We start from the raw sequence: 15,374 nt of genomic DNA on the forward strand, positions 1-15,374 counted from the left end.
GTTGATAATTTTGTATTTTTATTCAATTGAAAAATGTATTTTGGTAACAAAGATCCTAGTTTATACAGAAAGAAATTTATATCAAACAGCAACCACTGCTTAGATTTTATGGTTAACGAATATGTGCTTTAAATGTGTGTAGACGCACATATCCGTTAACCTATTTTCTATGCAGATTTTTTTTTATTTCATATTAATTGCTTCTTTAAGTCTTGCATTGGCAATTACTATGATTTTTCGCATTAGAGCTGTTATAGCTACCATCTTCTTTTTACCTCTACCAATAAGATCAGAATAAAAAGCACCAAGTGCAGATTTAGATCTTGCAGCAGCCATAGCAGCTGTGAAAAGCTTTGCACGAACATTGCTTCTACCACCTGTTATCCTTCGGTAACCAATAGTTTTACCGCTTTCTTTTGGATGTGGAGCAACTCCAGCAAGACTTGCAACTTCTTTTTTGTTTAGGTGGCCAAGTTCTGGCATTAGACACACAAAAACTTGTGATAACTTGAGACCTATTCCTGGCACTGTTCTCAAGATTTTTTGACGCTTTTGTAACTCTGGATTTTTATCAATAATTCTTTGTATGGCATCGTTGAACTCATTTATCTGACTGGTAAAAAAGTCTATTGTTTTTTGGCAACTTTCCTTTATATAGTCGTTTTCAGGTGCTGCAAGCCTACATTTCTCTTGAGTTCTCATTTGCGTAATGTCATCACGACGTTGACAGAGTGCAACTAAGGCGGTTTGTTCTTTTGACATAGGCACAAATAGAGATAGAGCACTATAGCGTTCAAAACCATATTGAGCAAGGGCTCTTGCATCTGATTGATCTGTCTTTGCTAAAGTTCCATGTGATATGATAAAACTTTTTACTTTACGAGTATTAGCTCGATGTACAGCAACATTCTTATCAACAAGAAAATGTGCTAAGCCAAGCTCATATTTTCCAGTGTTTTCTAAAGTTACTAGAGAATTAGGTAGGATATCTGAAAATTTTTGAAACAACTGTTGCCAACCAGTAGCATCATTGTCAAACTTGATAGCGCTCCTTTGGTTATAAGCTGCAGCAACATTTTTAAATTTTCCGATATCAATGCCAATGAAATTTTGATAAGATGTAATCATAATAAATAACCTCGATAGTTTAATTAATTTAAGATTGTAAACGGGTGCATACATATGTCCCATGCAACTATTCAAACGTATCGAGAGATGGGGCTAGTTTACCTTGATGGCTACGGTTGTAATACCAACTTTCATTCGGTCGCACACGCCCGTGATAGCCCTATTCCTATAGTGAGTAGGGTTATCTTCCCTCTTATCTCTTTTATATCACATTTTTAACTTACAATCCTTCTTTGGTTTTTATATAAGTAATCCCATACTTTATTTGGTTGATCGACAATAAAGTTTTGGTCTAATATATTGGGAGCTACTGTCCGTTTGTTGTTTCTTAATTTTAAATTTTCTTCTCAATATAGCCTGAATACCATTTTTCTGCATAATACTTTGCACTGTTTTTAAGTTGCAACTTTTACCCAAAGCCTTTAATTCAGCATGAATTTTAGGAGCTCCATATCTACATTTAGAAGCTTGATATATTTTTTGAATATCTGCTAATAACTCTTTATTTGCTGATTCTCTACTGCTTATTTTCCTTGTAGTCCACTTATAGTAGCCACTAGCAGAAAATCCTACATAATTCCTGTACTTTATAGCAGTTATAGCCTTTCTTATAATAGTCCGAATGCGATAAGATATGTGTTTATGGCTATAGCAGGCCAGTAGCATATTACGGTCTGTTCGGATTATTGTAAAAAGAGCTATACTATGCTCTTTTATAAAAAAATATTTTACTCTTTTTGACTGGCCAGGGCTTTTTTTAAAATGTCTCTTTCCCTTGTTACTCTTGCTAACTCTCTTTGTAAATCAAACCTCTCTTTGTCGTAAGGAGCCATGTTACCTCTACCTGGAAATGCATTTGCCGCTGACTTTTTTTCGTTATATTTCTTCATCCATTTTCCTAATACACTATCCCTTATCCCTAGATCTCTTGCTACTTTTGCAACTGGTTGACCTACCTTTCTTTGTTCATTTGCCAGCTTAACAGCTTCCAATTTGAATTCTGCTGTATATTCTCTTACCATTTCTAATCCTCCAAAATTTTATTTTACCCAAAAAAACTCTTTTCTTTCTCTCCACTTTTTCTGGGTAAGGTCAGTCTGTCCAGGTTCCAAGATCGGTGTCAAAAATTGCTCAAACCATCCATTAAAAACATCCATATTACAGTGGCCTTCAAAGGTTAACGGAACAACTATCTTTCTTCCACTTAAGGCTGCAACCATACTGATTCGTTGAGTTTTCTTTCCAGATTTTAAGGCATAAAACCGCTGTCCTTTCTGGCAATATCCGTAGGGGTAGTCTTCGGTGTTATCAATGCCAGACTCATCTATATACACTAAGTTTTTAGGTTCTTTTGTCGCTATAATTTTCAAAAATTCAGCACGTTTTTCTTCGTTTCTTTCCTTGTATCCATATGTCTTTTTTTGCGCGTAAATCCAATTTTTTTAAGGGCTCGATAGATCGTTTGGATACTAACGTTGTTCCAAAGTTTAGCCATTTCCGATAGAGTCTTTCCTCCGTGTTCTCTGGCAAATTTGGCAAAGGTATCCCAGTCGGTAATTTTGTGATTGTAACCCCCATTTCCAAGTTTTTTTGATTGAAAGTCTCCTGTTTCTTTTCTTCTTTGCTGCCACTCCCATAAAGTAGTTCGTCCAATCTTAAATCTTGCTGCCACTGTTTCTCTGCTTTCTCCTTCGTCTAGCGCTTCCATTGCTTTTTTTCTTAAATCATAACTATATGCTGCTGGCATTCAACCTCCTTATCATCATCTATCCTTATCCTATCACATCCGGACTTTTATGGAAAGAGCTATATTTTTATCAATTCTGCAATCATTTATCTTAATATTAAGTTTCTTAAACCTTCTTGATGCTTGTGAATAGCTGATAACTGCCAAATCTCTTCCTATTTGTTGCAAATACCCTTTTATAAACCCGACTGTTTGTCTTAAACCAATTCTAAAGAAACTGACGATTATATGCACCAAAATCACAACTTTATCACTATAAATATAGTTGCCGCCCTGCATTTTTGGACAATTCTCGTACCAATTTTCTATGGCGTCATTGATATAACAAAAAATGCTTCCTCTTTCTTGGAGAAATTTGTTATATTCATGGCAGTTACTGACTCTCATTTTTTGTGGCATATTTTTTCTTCAACAGTTAAATGGCTATTTATAATGAATTTTGTCAGTAACTGCCAGTTCTTTTCACTTGAGCGATGCAACAAAGCCATCCCAGTGTCAAGCACTGGGATGACATCATCCTTTTTTTGGGATTCCAGCGTCACGCGCTGGAATGACACCTCTCTTGGGCTCTCTTAGCTATAAATATTAAGGAATTTACCAAACGAAAAAAAAGGCAAAAGAAGCCCCGTGGTTGGCTAATTACTTACATTATACTTTCAAGTATGGCGTTTTTTTATTCTAAACGCTTAATAACCGCGATTTAGTTGCTTTTAAGCCGCAACTAATCTAAATTATAAACATTAAGAAATTTACTAAACAGAAAAAAAGGCAAAAGAAACCCTAGGGTAGCTAGTTATTCACTATCCATTTTTTAAATCGGCGTTTTTTGATGTTTTAAATGCTTTATAAGCGCATTTCTGCTTATATTAGGTAAAAACCTAGAAATTTTATAAAGACATAAGGTGCACATAGTGCAAAAAATTAAACATGGGACGCCAGATACGTGAGTTTTTTTGTCATTTAATCTGTACAGAGAAGATAAATAAATAGCTTCAGTTTCATGATAAGGGGGCTGGCGGAGTTTGTCAAGGGATTTTTGACGAAATGATTTTGAAAGCAAAGAGCGGGAGAAGGGGTTCGAACCCTCGACCTCAACCTTGGCAAGGTTGCGCTCTACCAACTGAGCTACTCCCGCAATTAAATTAACCTAAATTTACTTAATTATAAGCATATACAGCGATTTGTAAACCCCGTGTACACGAAAAATGTGAGAGCCCATAAATTTGCGTGGTTCCTTCTATGATCTTTTCGTATACTTAAGACTCATTTTTGATTATCATAGGTTTTCAATTGTGCCAAAAAATGTATTAATTTTATGGGAATATTTTTATATAAAGACGACTTGCCAGCTAGTTCAATACCAGATGATATAAGGTCTATAGCTGTTGATACCGAGGCAATGGGGCTACTTCATAGCAGAGATAGATTATGCCTTGTGCAGCTCTCTTTTAATGATGGCAACGCTCACTTAGTTCAACTCAAGAACGATTATACAGCGCCAAATTTAAGAAAAATATTAGAGGATAAAAATATAACTAAAATATTTCACTTCGCGCGATTTGATGTGAGCATAATACGTTATTACTTGGAAACTTGGGCACTTCCGTGCTATTGCACAAAGATAGCTTCACGTTTAGTTCGCACTTACACAGATAATCATAGCTTAAAAGAGTTGTGCTTAGAGCTGCTTGATACCAAACTAAATAAGCAGCAGCAATCTTCTGATTGGGGAAATGAAAATTTAACAGACAAACAAAAAAGTTATGCTGCATCTGATGTTTTGTATCTCCACAGGATAAAGGAAAAGCTAGACTTAATGCTGGAACGTGAAAATAGAAAAGAATTGGCCCAAAAGTGCTTTGAATTTCTTCCTACTCGTATTGAGTTAGACTTAATGGGTTGGGAAAACGTGGATATCTTTAACCACCAGATGTAATAGAAGTTTTTTGTTTGTGCAAAACACTTTAGGGCAATTTTTCAAGCTCTGCGGTAAGAATTTAGTTGATTAACTGCTAATAGATACGCTATATTTTACAAAAATTTAGGTATTTTATGAGTGATGATATTACATCGGTAAATGATCAAAATTTCAAATCTGAAGTCACTGACTATAAAGGGTTTGTTCTGATAGACTTTTGGGCAGAATGGTGTGGGCCATGTAAAAGTCTAATGCCACGTATCGAACAATTGGCTAAAGACAGAAAAGGCAAGATTAAGATCTGCAAATTCGACATAGATGAAGGGACTGAAGTGCCAAGTAAGTATGGGGTTCAATCTATACCTACTTTGATTATATTTCAAGATGGTAAGGAAATTGCACGCAAAATTGGTGCAACAAATGATCTGCTAAGTTGGGTTGATAGTGAAATAAGCTAATAGACAAATTTGCTTTTGTGTGTATTATAAATATTGATAAAAGGGATTGTAGCTCAGTCGGTTAGAGCAGTTCGCTCATAACGAATTGGCCGTAGGTTCGAGTCCTACCAATCCCACCATTGTATTGATCTTAGCATGATCGTAACAATGAGAAAACTATAGTATATGAACTATATATTAATGTAATGGGGGAAATGATGGAATTTACTAAGTCTCTAAATAACAAGTTAGATGAATTGCACTTACTAAATCATCCATTTTACCAGTCATGGAATACAGGAAGCTTAAGCTTGCAAGCTTTACAAACCTATGCTAAAGAATATTATCACCACGTTGCTGCGTTTCCTCGTTACATCAGTGGTATACATTTTCTGTGCCCAGATCTAAAAATGCGACAGGTTTTACTTGGTAATTTAATAGAAGAGGAACAAGGTGATGAAAATCATCCAGAGTTATGGAAACGTTTTGCTGAAGGGCTTGGCGTTGCGCGATCTGATCTTCGTGAAAGTGCACAGATTAAGGAGACACAAGAATTAATTGATGGTTACTTTGACATTGTAAGATCAGGTTTTGCAGCAGGTCTTGGAGCCTTGTACGCTTACGAACGTCAAACTCCAGAGGTTTCCAAGTCTAAAATTGAAGGTTTAAAAAAACACTATTCAATAAGTGATGAGCGTTCTCTTCAATTTTTTACGGTCCATATGCATGCTGATGAATGGCATTCTGAGGAGTGTGCAAATCTTATTGAAGACCTAGATGAAAAAGAGCAAGATAAAGTTATGAAGGGTGCTCAAAAGGGAGCAAAGCTCTTGTGGGGTTTTCTTGATGGAATGATGAATGCTAGCGTGTGTTAGTAGTTGTAAGTAGCTTAAACTCAGTGATGTTGGAATGCAATGTCTGCATGTAATCTTCTTATATCTGACTTACGGCTTTGGGTTCATTTAGGCCATAGTGCAGAAGAGAAGTATCATTCTCAATTAGTTAGTGTTAATATTGATTTTACCTTTAAATCCCCCCCTTTAGGACTTACAACTGACCGGCTTGAGGATACTATATGCTACTTGGAGGTAGTTCAGAGTATTCAATCTCTCGTTCAAAGCAAGCAATTCAACTTAATCGAGCATTTAACTCATGATATATACAGGACCATTAATAACCTTGTGATGCAAAAAAAGCTTATTATTTCTTCTATAGGCGTAACTATTCACAAAGTTGCACCACCTGTCCCCAGTGTGCATGGAGGTGTTTTCTTTACTTATCGTAATGCGTTGCAAGAATGATTTACATTTCTATTGGCTCAAATATGGGGAATCGCTTTTCCCATTTACAAAAGGCTGCTCAGTTACTGCAGGAGCGCTATTTTAAAAATTTAAAATCTTCAATTATTCTGGAAACTAAGGCTATTTTACCAAATGATGCTCCACCTGGGTGGGACAGGCCATTTCTAAATATGGTTGTGTATGGAAGTTGTTCTTCTTCTCCTGAAGAGCTGTTAAAGGGCCTTAAACAAATTGAATGTGACATTGGCCGTCTGCAGGTCTATGAAAAATGGGCACCTCGCGTTATTGATTTGGATATTTTGTTATGGGATGACCTGACACTTGATACATCCTACCTTAAGATTCCTCACCCAGAATTGATAAACAGACCATTTTTGCTTCACTTGATGGCAATGCTGAGCCCTATGGATAATACTCCAATAATCAACAAAACGTTCGGTACTGTTGCTTATGATATCCCTAATATTCAAGATTGTTTTTTAAAGAGTTTTACGCTTTCGCCAGAGCTTGTGGGTATTGTCAATATTACTCCTGATTCATTTTCAGATGGTGGTCTTTATTATGATGCAGATCAAGCAACCAAGCAGGCACTGCGGCTGTTATCAGATGGTGCAAGCATAGTTGAACTTGGTGCTCAATCAACAAGACCTGGCTCCTCAATACAAACTCCAAAAGCAGAATATGCACGCTTAAAACCAGTGCTTGATGACCTTAATCAATATATGAAAGTTGGTGACATTAAAGTCAGCATTGATAGTTTCTGGCCAGATGTTATTTTGAATGTTTTGGAGCACTACAACATTGCCTGGGTAAATGATCAGAAGGGAGATCTAGATGATAATACCTTAAAAGCGATTGCTAGCAGTGGATGTAGTATCGTTATTATGCATTCACTCTCCATACCACCACATAGTGACAACATTATCCCAAGTGACATTGATCCAATTGATACCATAAGTAATTGGGCAGAAAGGAACATTAATAGATTACTAGCTCTAGGTTTTGATCAAAGCTCGATCATTATTGATCCTGGTATTGGTTTTGGCAAATCTATGTACCAGAATATCCAGATTTTACGCAGTATAGAAACGTTACAAAATTTTGGCTGCAAAGTTCTGGTTGGTCATTCTAGAAAGTCATTTATTTCTTCTTTTTCTACAGAACCTGTCTTTAACCGAGATTTAGAAACAATTGCTTTATCATCTGCATTGCACAACAAGGTTGATTTCCTTCGAGTGCATAATGTGCGTGATCACATGCGATTCTTTGTAGCTCAAGCTGCTTTACAGGGATGCTAGTTATCGGAATTATGGCTGTTGATCCCAAGGGGGTAATTGGAATAAATAATGGATTGCCCTGGCATTATCCAAGTGAGTTAGATCATTTTCGTCAGGTGACTGACAAACAAGTTATTGTTATGGGAAGAAAAACATTTGAAACTATGCCTCAAAACATATTGAAGGATCGTATCCCTGTTGTTTTTTCTCGTAACAAATTAAATTCTTGTTTTAACAGAGGAGTAAAATGCACTATTATTTCTTCTATGCAAGAGTTTTTGTCAATCCAAAGTAATTCTAAAGTCTTCATGATTGGTGGAGCACAAATAGCGCATCTTTTTTTGGAGTATGATCTAATCTCAGAATTTATCATAACAGAAATTCACAAACCCTATAAAGGTGATGTATATTTCAACTTAACACTTCTTGATGGATGGCATAAAACTATTCTCACCAAAACGAAAGATTATACTATATGTAGGCTAATACGTTAATATGCATGTTAAAGCAATTTATACCCACCGCATTGAATGTGGGGAAGTATTAGAGCAGGTTCTTGATCGCTATGTTTCAGAGTTGCTAGGAGAGGAAGTTGTTCTTGCTATCACATCAAAAATCATTTCTATTTGTCAAAAACAAGTGGTTTGCAAAACTGCTTGTTCTAAAGAAGAGCTAATCAAAAGAGAAGCTGATGCAATTGTTGATGTAGACCATAATTCTTACGGCATCTATTTAACAATCAAAGACAATATCTTAATTCCATCTGCTGGTATTGATGAATCAAATGGTAATGAAATGTATATTTTATACCCAAAGGATGTTCAGAAAACAGCTCTATCAATATGGAACTATCTCAAGACAAAACACTGCATAAAACATCTTGGTATTTTGATTACAGATAGTAACATAACACCTATGCGCCTTGGGGTTACGGGCGTTGCTCTTGGTTGGTGTGGATTTGAACCACTTTATTCCTATATAGGCAAGCCAGATCTTTATAATCAACCACTGCAAGTAACACAAGTCAATCTTCTTGATGCACTGGCAACATCTGCTGTTTTAGTTATGGGAGAAGGGGCAGAGCAAACACCGATGGCAATAATTAGTGGTGCACCAAAGGTTCACTTTCTTACTCATCCGCCAACTACAGAAGAAGAAAAAAGTGTGAAAATATCTATGGAAAAAGACCTTTACTCTCCTCTCCTCATGGGAGCCCGTTGGTTAAAGAGTTAAAGAGAAACTTAAAAATTTGCTATTAGACTTCTTGCATAACCATATAACAAACTTTTATTGGGAATAGAAACAAAAAACTTACTTGACAAACTCCGCCAGCCCTCTTATCATGATAGTGAAGCTATTGTATTTGCTTTCGCCAATCTGCAGATTAAAAGGTAAGGATTACTTAATGTATCGGCGTCTTATGTTCAATTTTTTGCAGTATATAGATACTGTATGTCTTTACAAAACTTCATCTACATCTAGATTTTTATCTAAATAAGCTGAACGCGCTTACAAAGCGTTACAAGACATCAAAAAATGCCAATACTCGACAGAGATAGTAAAAGACTAGCTAACTCGGGGATTCTTTGTCTTTTTTTCTGCTTAGTAAACTTCTTAAACATTTGCAGCGTAAGTTAGTTGCAATTAAAAGCAGCTTAATCTTGCTTGTCAAGCGTTTAAAACATAAAAAACGCCAATATTTTAAAGCGGATAATAACCCCAGGGCTTCTTTTGCCTTTTTTTTCATTTGGTAAATTTCTTAACGTTTGTAGCTAAACGACAAACGTCATCCCGCTACGTGTTAGCGGCTAAGAGATACCGCGGCGGTATGACGGTTTGCGGCGGCATGACCTCGTCATTCCCCTACGTGTTAGCGGGATCTAGAGATACCGTGACGGTATGACGGTTCGCGCGGTGGCATGACCTCGTCATCCCGCTACGTGTTAGCGGGATCTATGCTTTGAGATACCGCGAATGAATCGCGGTATGACGGTTCGCGGCGGCGTGACGATAAGCTCGTCATCCCGCTACTTGTTAGCGGGATCTAGAGATACCGCGAATGAATCGCGGTATGACATAGGGAACCCTTTCTTGGGTTAGCTATAGATTTACTTCGCATATTCAGCTAATTTTTATTACAATTACAACAAAATAATTTTGGCTTTGATGAAAACTATATATGTATGTCAATCCTGTGGTCACAGCACTGGTAGGTGGGTAGGGAAGTGTATTGCATGTGACAATTGGGATACAATTGTTGAGGAAATAGCAGTAAAAACGGGCAAAAGAAGTATATCTGCGCCAATTTTAATAAAGACGTTATCGGGTAGCGAAATTGTCACTCCAAGTCGTTTTTTAACAGGAATAGAAGAATTAGATAGAGTTTTTGGTGGGGGTATCGTTCAAGGTGCTAGCATTTTAATTGGTGGCGAACCTGGAATTGGGAAATCTACCCTTTTGCTTAGAATTGCAGCTAATGTTGTGCAACTTTCCTCTTTTGAATGTCTTTATGTATCCGGCGAGGAATCTTTAGAGCAAGTGAGCCTCAGAGCAAAGCGTCTTAAGATAAATGAACCTAAAATTAAGCTTTTGTCTACAGTGTCTTTAACTGATGTAGTAGCAACAATAAAGGAAAACAAAAGTATTAAATTCTTAGTAATTGACTCTATACAAACAATGTATGATAGCAGAATTACATCAGCACCAGGAACTGTAACTCAGGTCCGCACTTGCGCACATGAATTAACCATTCTTGCGAAACAATATGGTATTTCCCTCTTAATAGTTGGCCATATAACTAAGGATGGACAAATAGCTGGACCTAAAACTTTGGAGCATATGGTAGATACGGTATTATATTTTGAAGGTGAAAATAGTAATCAATATCGCATTTTACGCACTATTAAAAATAGATTTGGCCCTGCAAATGAAATTGGTGTTTTTGAGATGTCTGAAGCAGGACTTGTGCCTGTTGATAACCCATCATCATTGTTTCTGATGGCCCATGACAGAGAAGTAGTTGGCAGCGCCGTATTTGCAGGAATTGAAGGTTCAAGACCAATTTTAATGGAAGTGCAAGCATTAATAGCAGGGACTAATATGGCAACCCCAAGAAGGGCAGTAGTTGGGTGGGATATTAATCGATTGGCTATGATCATTGCGGTGCTAAATGCTCGTTGCAAAATGTTTTTGCATGATAAAGAGGTATACCTAAACATTGCAGGGGGACTCAAAATACAGGAACCATCGGCTGATCTTGCTGTTGCTGCTTCCCTTATTTCAAGTGTAGTAAATTTACCGCTGCCAACTTCTTCAATAATCTGCGGTGAAGTTGCACTTTCAGGAGAAATTAGGAATGTCTCGCATGCTGATCTCAGACTAAAAGAAGCACAAAAGTTAGGATTCAAAAAAGCAATTATGCCTAAAAATGGTAATTACTCTTCTCACGATATTGAGATAATTAAGCTTGGTCACGTAAGGGAATTAAGAGAAATTTTTAATTACAATTAAATAACGCTTCAGCAAATTCTTTGCTAGTAAACTCCCTTAAGTCCTCTATATTTTCGCCAATTCCTATAGCATGTAACTTTATCTTATAAGCTTCTGCAAGTCCAATTACCACTCCGCCCTTAGCAGTGCCATCTAACTTTGTTACGATTAGCCCGGTAACATTAACCATTTTGCTAAATGCTTCTAATTGGCTATAAGCATTTTGGCCGGTAGTTGCATCAAGAACTAAAATAACGTCATGAGGGGCAGTGTCATCCAATTTCTTTATCGTTCTATATATTTTTGATAATTCCTCCATAAGGTTCACATTATTTTGCAGCCTTCCTGCTGTGTCAATTAGAACAACATCAACGCTATCTTTCATAGCTTGACTTACAGCTCTATATGCCACACTCGCAGAATCGCTACCGTACTCTCCAGTAACAATCAAGCAATCAGAACGTTCTGCCCAAATGTTTAACTGCTCACTAGCAGCAGCTCTAAATGTGTCACACGCAACAAGCATAACGGATTTTCCCATCTCCTTATATTTATATGCAAGCTTACCTATAGTCGTGGTTTTACCATTACCGTTTACTCCGCATACCATTATTATATGTGGTTTTTTATTTAAAATTAACGGCTGTACAACTGGGCTCAATATAGCTTCTATTTCGTTCATTAACTGCTGTGTGATAATGTTATGTTCAACTTCCTTGTCAAACTTGATGTTTGTGAGCCTATCGATAATCAACTTGGAAGTTTTATGACCAATGTCCATGCTAATTAGCAATTCTTCTAGCTCATCTAAAAGCGACTGATCTAATTTTTTTTTGTCAGAGAAAATACTTTTTACTCCGTTGCTAAAGCGAGAAGAAGTTTTTAACAAGCCTTTATAAAGGTTACCAAATAAACTCAAGAGAATACTCCTTTTTAATTACAATATAGAGAATGACATGCACTACATGTATTTGTAAAGTAAATACACTCGTAACCCATATATTTTGTGAGTAAAATATACTGTTTGCTAGTGCATTTTTCTTTAGTTTTTAACCTAAATATGTTATAATGTAGAATAGCGGTTTACAGGTAATTTTATGAGTTATAATGAGAAAATTTTAGATCATTACGAAAATCCAAGGAATGTTGGCTCTCTGGATAAAAATGATCCAAATGTTGGTACTGGTTTAGTTGGTGCACCATCGTGCGGTGATGTAATGAAATTGCAGATAAAGGTCAATGACAAAGGTGTTATTGAAGATGCAAAATTTAAAACTTTTGGTTGTGGTTCTGCCATTGCTTCAAGTTCCTTGTTAACAGAGATGATAAAGGGAAGAACCATCAGTGACGTTACACAGATAAAGAATACTCAAATAGTGGAAGAGTTGTCTTTACCTCCAGTGAAGATACACTGTTCGGTACTTGCTGAAGATGCTATAAAGGCTGCTATTCATGACTATCAAAGTAAACAAAAGAATTAAGAAGCATGGGTGAATATCAAGAAGTAGGCGGAGGTAAAACTGTAAAAAAGAATAGAAAACTTATCACTATAACTGCGGAAGCAGTAGAAAGGATAAGGTATTTATTGGACCAAAAGAAGCATACTAACCTTGAGAAACCGGAAGAAGCAATAGGAATAAGAGTGCTAATTAAGCAAAAAGGATGTTCTGGTTTAAAATATGATATTGAATATGCATATGATACTCGTCCTTTAGAGTCGATAATTGAGGAAAACTGTAGTGATGGCCAAAAAGTTAAAGTGTTGATCGACCCAAAATCCGTCATGTTTATTCTTGGCTCTGAAATGGATTATGTAGAAGAAAAATTTTCATCGGGTTTTGTTTTCAAAAATCCTAATGAGAAAGGAAAATGTGGTTGTGGAGAGAGTTTTCATGTCTAGCAACTATTTTGCATTGTTTGAAATTGAACCAGCTTTCAATATCAGTTTTGATGAGTTAGAGAAAAAATATATTGAGCTAAGCAGGACTGATATAAATGAAAGACAGTCCCAAAACATGGAAAATATTAACAGAGCTTATCAAGTGCTAAAGTCACCACTAGAACGTGCTGAGCATTTGTTGAATCTTTTTGGTGTGGCAAAGGATCATCCGAATTCTGAAATATTAAATGAATCAATGGAAATAAGAGAGTATTTGCTGGACTGCGACGATCTACAATTTGCAAGCAGGATGATTGATGAAAAAATAAAAGATTGCGTTAAAAACCTAATTAACACTTTTGCTGTAAAGAATTTTGATGGAGCTGCTACACAAGTCTTAAGATTGAAATATTTATATAAGTCATTTGAGGAGGTGAAAAAGAATGCAACCAATTCAAATTTCTGAACCAAATTCAAGTGAAGTAGTTTTTGGTATAGACCTTGGCACCACCAATTCTTTGATTGCTATGGTAAATAAAGCTGGCAACGTGGAGATATTTAAAGATGAACAAGGAAGAGAACTGCTGCCTTCTGCTCTTTCATATGAAAATAATACATTGAAAACTGGCTACGATGTCGGTCAAAATGCAATCTACTCAATAAAGCGTTTAATGGGTAAAAGTGTTGAAGAATTAAATAAAGAAGGCGTCAATTTTGAAATAGATCATGAAAGCGAAAAAGTTATTAGAATAAAATGCGCAGAGGAAAAGTATCTTACTCCTATTGAGATTTCTGCTGAGATATTAAAAGCTTTATGTGAGAGGGTAAAAAAGTCTAAGGGGCTGGAAGTAAAAAAAGCAGTGATTACTGTGCCAGCTTACTTTGACGATTCAGCACGTAACGCAATCAAATATGCGGCAAAATTAGCTGGAATAGAAGTTCTTCGCCTCGTTAACGAGCCAACCGCTGCAGCGCTTTCTTACTCCATTGAAAAGAACAATAGCAGTGGAATATATGCAGTTTATGACCTTGGTGGCGGAACGTTCGATATTTCGATATTGAAATTGCACCAAGGAGTGTTTCAAGTCCTTGCGGTTGGTGGTGACACCAAACTCGGCGGTGATGATTTTGATCATTTGCTGAGTTCAATTGTGATTGATAAGTATAGAGAAAAGACGGCTAAGCAACTAAATTCCTTATTTATCGAATCACGCTCTGTGAAAGAGTACCTAAGCAATCACACTATAGGTATCTTCGAATTTAATGTTAACGGCAAGCCATTTGAGTGCGAAATTACCAGAGAAGAATTCGAGCAGGCAATCAGTTCTTTGGTCAATAAGACTATCAATATAGTCACTCGTACTATAAGTGATATAGATCTTAAAATTGATGATATAAAAGGAGTAATTTTAGTTGGTGGTGCAACTAGAACACCATTGGTTCAAAATTCACTAGTCAAACTCTTTGGAAATAAAGTACTAAATGACGTGGATCCAGATAAAGCAGTTGCCATTGGGGCAGCTCTGCAGGCTCATGATTTAACTTCGAGCTCAAAAGATAGGAATATTCTCCTGGATGTTCTACCTTTATCACTTGGCATAGAAACTATGGGAGGCATAGTTGAAAAAATCATACCAAGAAATACACCACTACCAGTTTCAGAGATAAAAGAGTTTACAACTGATGTTGATGGGCAACCAGCAATGAAAATTCACGTTTGTCAGGGAGAACGTGAAATGATAGAGGATAACAAATCTCTAGCGCAGTTTGAACTAAAAGGTATACCGCCACTGCCTGCAGGTTCTGCAAGAGTTGAAATAGAATTTACAGTTAACGTTGACGGAATCTTGACTGTTACTGCAAGAGAAAAAACTACTGGAATTGAGCAGACAGTTAAAGTAAATTCAAGTTTTGGCTTGAGTGAAGCTGATGTTCAAAATATGGTTAACCAGTCAATAAACAGTTTTGACGAAGATATGAAGGCTCGTTCCCTTGCAGGTGCTAAAATTAATGGAAATAAACTCATACACTTGGTTGAAAACAATAATAACCTTTCCACTGATCAAAAGTTGAAAAACCTATTACAAAATGCAAAAAACGCTTTACAAGGCAATGACTTGAATGAAATTAACAACACTATCGCCGAGTTAGAAAATTCTTCTTTAGAGTTGTGTGAATTAACAAATAGGTAGAAAAAG

At 36.5% G+C, this 15,374-nt stretch carries 19 protein-coding genes, 2 tRNA genes and 1 pseudogene; 13 read left to right on the top strand and 9 right to left on the bottom strand.

Going from position 1 to position 15,374, the window contains the following annotated elements; all coding sequences use genetic code 11:
* Window positions 1-183: 183 nt before the first annotated feature.
* From AAGD90_RS06145 to AAGD90_RS06175, 7 genes and pseudogenes are all read right to left on the bottom strand, one after another.
* Window positions 184-1,128: an IS110 family transposase gene (locus AAGD90_RS06145; RefSeq protein WP_265022222.1), complete on the bottom strand. Its 945-nt coding sequence runs from the start codon at window positions 1,126-1,128 to the stop codon at window positions 184-186.
* A 261-nt stretch (window positions 1,129-1,389) separates the two neighbouring features.
* Complete coding sequence (locus AAGD90_RS06150) at window positions 1,390-1,794, bottom strand: IS3 family transposase (RefSeq protein ID WP_264374046.1); 405 nt, start codon at window positions 1,792-1,794, stop codon at window positions 1,390-1,392.
* Between the two features lie 62 nt (window positions 1,795-1,856).
* Entirely contained in the window at window positions 1,857-2,150 is a 294-nt protein-coding gene (locus AAGD90_RS06155) for a transposase (RefSeq protein ID WP_264373844.1), read from the bottom strand.
* Between the two features lie 72 nt (window positions 2,151-2,222).
* Window positions 2,223-2,875 (bottom strand): annotated as a pseudogene (locus AAGD90_RS06160) (IS630 family transposase); the annotation flags it as partial.
* A gap of 33 nt (window positions 2,876-2,908) precedes the next feature.
* Entirely contained in the window at window positions 2,909-3,274 is a 366-nt protein-coding gene (locus AAGD90_RS06165) for a transposase (protein WP_155969141.1), read from the bottom strand.
* On the bottom strand, window positions 3,259-3,417 hold the full coding sequence (locus AAGD90_RS06170; RefSeq protein ID WP_265017762.1) for a hypothetical protein: 159 nt from the start codon (window positions 3,415-3,417) through the stop codon (window positions 3,259-3,261). The genes AAGD90_RS06165 and AAGD90_RS06170 overlap by 16 nt, the downstream gene beginning before the upstream one ends.
* 520 nt (window positions 3,418-3,937) lie before the next feature.
* Window positions 3,938-4,010 (bottom strand) — tRNA-Gly (locus AAGD90_RS06175).
* Window positions 4,011-4,190: 180 nt separating this feature from the next.
* Between AAGD90_RS06175 and AAGD90_RS06180 the strand changes: the two genes are divergently transcribed.
* The 8 genes from AAGD90_RS06180 to AAGD90_RS06215 all read left to right on the top strand — a co-directional run bounded on the left by AAGD90_RS06180 (window position 4,191) and on the right by AAGD90_RS06215 (window position 9,041).
* Entirely contained in the window at window positions 4,191-4,811 is a 621-nt protein-coding gene (locus AAGD90_RS06180) for a ribonuclease D (protein ID WP_010962900.1), read from the top strand.
* A gap of 116 nt (window positions 4,812-4,927) precedes the next feature.
* A complete protein-coding gene (trxA, locus tag AAGD90_RS06185) occupies window positions 4,928-5,251 on the top strand; it encodes a thioredoxin (protein WP_209472576.1) in 324 nt (107 codons plus the stop codon).
* Between the two features lie 42 nt (window positions 5,252-5,293).
* Window positions 5,294-5,370: transfer RNA gene (locus AAGD90_RS06190), tRNA-Ile, on the top strand.
* Between the two features lie 78 nt (window positions 5,371-5,448).
* Complete coding sequence (locus AAGD90_RS06195) at window positions 5,449-6,105, top strand: CADD family putative folate metabolism protein (protein ID WP_341821835.1); 657 nt, start codon at window positions 5,449-5,451, stop codon at window positions 6,103-6,105.
* Window positions 6,106-6,144: 39 nt separating this feature from the next.
* Window positions 6,145-6,531, top strand: a complete 387-nt coding sequence (locus tag AAGD90_RS06200; RefSeq protein ID WP_341821836.1) for a dihydroneopterin aldolase — start codon at window positions 6,145-6,147, stop codon at window positions 6,529-6,531.
* Entirely contained in the window at window positions 6,528-7,829 is a 1,302-nt protein-coding gene (folP, locus tag AAGD90_RS06205; RefSeq protein ID WP_341821837.1) for a dihydropteroate synthase, read from the top strand. The genes AAGD90_RS06200 and folP overlap by 4 nt, the downstream gene beginning before the upstream one ends.
* Complete coding sequence (locus tag AAGD90_RS06210) at window positions 7,823-8,302, top strand: dihydrofolate reductase (RefSeq protein WP_341821839.1); 480 nt, start codon at window positions 7,823-7,825, stop codon at window positions 8,300-8,302. The genes folP and AAGD90_RS06210 overlap by 7 nt, the downstream gene beginning before the upstream one ends.
* A 1-nt stretch (window position 8,303) precedes the next feature.
* On the top strand, window positions 8,304-9,041 hold the full coding sequence (locus AAGD90_RS06215; RefSeq protein ID WP_341821840.1) for a putative folate metabolism gamma-glutamate ligase: 738 nt from the start codon (window positions 8,304-8,306) through the stop codon (window positions 9,039-9,041).
* Between the two features lie 337 nt (window positions 9,042-9,378).
* On the opposite strand, the gene AAGD90_RS06220 is transcribed toward AAGD90_RS06215, so the two are convergent.
* Window positions 9,379-9,555, bottom strand: a complete 177-nt coding sequence (locus tag AAGD90_RS06220; RefSeq protein ID WP_155968924.1) for a hypothetical protein — start codon at window positions 9,553-9,555, stop codon at window positions 9,379-9,381.
* A gap of 419 nt (window positions 9,556-9,974) precedes the next feature.
* Here AAGD90_RS06220 and radA point away from each other — a divergent pair, with 419 nt between their 5' ends.
* Window positions 9,975-11,318: a DNA repair protein RadA gene (radA, locus tag AAGD90_RS06225; protein ID WP_341821842.1), complete on the top strand. Its 1,344-nt coding sequence runs from the start codon at window positions 9,975-9,977 to the stop codon at window positions 11,316-11,318.
* Here the strand turns inward: radA and ftsY are convergent.
* Window positions 11,305-12,216: a signal recognition particle-docking protein FtsY gene (ftsY, locus tag AAGD90_RS06230; protein ID WP_341821843.1), complete on the bottom strand. Its 912-nt coding sequence runs from the start codon at window positions 12,214-12,216 to the stop codon at window positions 11,305-11,307. The genes radA and ftsY overlap by 14 nt on opposite strands.
* 178 nt (window positions 12,217-12,394) lie before the next feature.
* Between ftsY and iscU the strand changes: the two genes are divergently transcribed.
* Genes iscU through hscA form a run of 4 tightly spaced genes read left to right on the top strand, consistent with a single transcriptional unit; the run spans window position 12,395 to window position 15,368 of the window.
* On the top strand, window positions 12,395-12,778 hold the full coding sequence (iscU, locus tag AAGD90_RS06235; protein WP_007548853.1) for a Fe-S cluster assembly scaffold IscU: 384 nt from the start codon (window positions 12,395-12,397) through the stop codon (window positions 12,776-12,778).
* 5 nt (window positions 12,779-12,783) lie between these two features.
* The gene (locus AAGD90_RS06240; RefSeq protein WP_341821844.1) at window positions 12,784-13,197 is read left to right on the top strand and encodes an iron-sulfur cluster assembly accessory protein; all 414 of its coding nucleotides are present in this window, start codon (window positions 12,784-12,786) and stop codon (window positions 13,195-13,197) included.
* Window positions 13,190-13,642 carry an iron-sulfur cluster co-chaperone HscB C-terminal domain-containing protein gene (locus AAGD90_RS06245; protein ID WP_341822196.1) on the top strand — a complete coding sequence of 151 codons (453 nt, stop codon included), beginning with the start codon at window positions 13,190-13,192 and terminating at the stop codon, window positions 13,640-13,642. The genes AAGD90_RS06240 and AAGD90_RS06245 overlap by 8 nt, the downstream gene beginning before the upstream one ends.
* On the top strand, window positions 13,620-15,368 hold the full coding sequence (gene hscA, locus AAGD90_RS06250; RefSeq protein ID WP_341821845.1) for a Fe-S protein assembly chaperone HscA: 1,749 nt from the start codon (window positions 13,620-13,622) through the stop codon (window positions 15,366-15,368). The genes AAGD90_RS06245 and hscA overlap by 23 nt, the downstream gene beginning before the upstream one ends.
* Window positions 15,369-15,374: the final 6 nt, after the last annotated feature.

Source organism: Wolbachia endosymbiont (group A) of Ischnus inquisitorius (assembly GCF_964026985.1).
GTDB lineage: Bacteria > Pseudomonadota > Alphaproteobacteria > Rickettsiales > Anaplasmataceae > Wolbachia > Wolbachia pipientis.

Excerpts from the sequence above, each read along its gene's own strand:
- AAGD90_RS06195 (WP_341821835.1), top strand. The coding sequence starts at position 5,449 with ATGGAATTTACTAAGTCTCTAAATAACAAGTTAGATGAATTGCACTTA.
- AAGD90_RS06220 (WP_155968924.1), bottom strand. The coding sequence starts at position 9,555 with ATGAAAAAAAAGGCAAAAGAAGCCCTGGGGTTATTATCCGCTTTAAAA.
- AAGD90_RS06155 (WP_264373844.1), bottom strand. The coding sequence starts at position 2,150 with ATGGTAAGAGAATATACAGCAGAATTCAAATTGGAAGCTGTTAAGCTG.
- hscA (WP_341821845.1), top strand. The coding sequence starts at position 13,620 with ATGCAACCAATTCAAATTTCTGAACCAAATTCAAGTGAAGTAGTTTTT.
- trxA (WP_209472576.1), top strand. The coding sequence starts at position 4,928 with ATGAGTGATGATATTACATCGGTAAATGATCAAAATTTCAAATCTGAA.
- AAGD90_RS06165 (WP_155969141.1), bottom strand. The coding sequence starts at position 3,274 with ATGCCACAAAAAATGAGAGTCAGTAACTGCCATGAATATAACAAATTT.
- iscU (WP_007548853.1), top strand. The coding sequence starts at position 12,395 with ATGAGTTATAATGAGAAAATTTTAGATCATTACGAAAATCCAAGGAAT.
- AAGD90_RS06150 (WP_264374046.1), bottom strand. The coding sequence starts at position 1,794 with ATGCTACTGGCCTGCTATAGCCATAAACACATATCTTATCGCATTCGG.
- AAGD90_RS06200 (WP_341821836.1), top strand. The coding sequence starts at position 6,145 with ATGTCTGCATGTAATCTTCTTATATCTGACTTACGGCTTTGGGTTCAT.
- AAGD90_RS06210 (WP_341821839.1), top strand. The coding sequence starts at position 7,823 with ATGCTAGTTATCGGAATTATGGCTGTTGATCCCAAGGGGGTAATTGGA.
- AAGD90_RS06215 (WP_341821840.1), top strand. The coding sequence starts at position 8,304 with ATGCATGTTAAAGCAATTTATACCCACCGCATTGAATGTGGGGAAGTA.
- AAGD90_RS06245 (WP_341822196.1), top strand. The coding sequence starts at position 13,190 with ATGTCTAGCAACTATTTTGCATTGTTTGAAATTGAACCAGCTTTCAAT.
- radA (WP_341821842.1), top strand. The coding sequence starts at position 9,975 with ATGAAAACTATATATGTATGTCAATCCTGTGGTCACAGCACTGGTAGG.
- folP (WP_341821837.1), top strand. The coding sequence starts at position 6,528 with ATGATTTACATTTCTATTGGCTCAAATATGGGGAATCGCTTTTCCCAT.
- AAGD90_RS06180 (WP_010962900.1), top strand. The coding sequence starts at position 4,191 with ATGGGAATATTTTTATATAAAGACGACTTGCCAGCTAGTTCAATACCA.
- AAGD90_RS06145 (WP_265022222.1), bottom strand. The coding sequence starts at position 1,128 with ATGATTACATCTTATCAAAATTTCATTGGCATTGATATCGGAAAATTT.
- AAGD90_RS06240 (WP_341821844.1), top strand. The coding sequence starts at position 12,784 with ATGGGTGAATATCAAGAAGTAGGCGGAGGTAAAACTGTAAAAAAGAAT.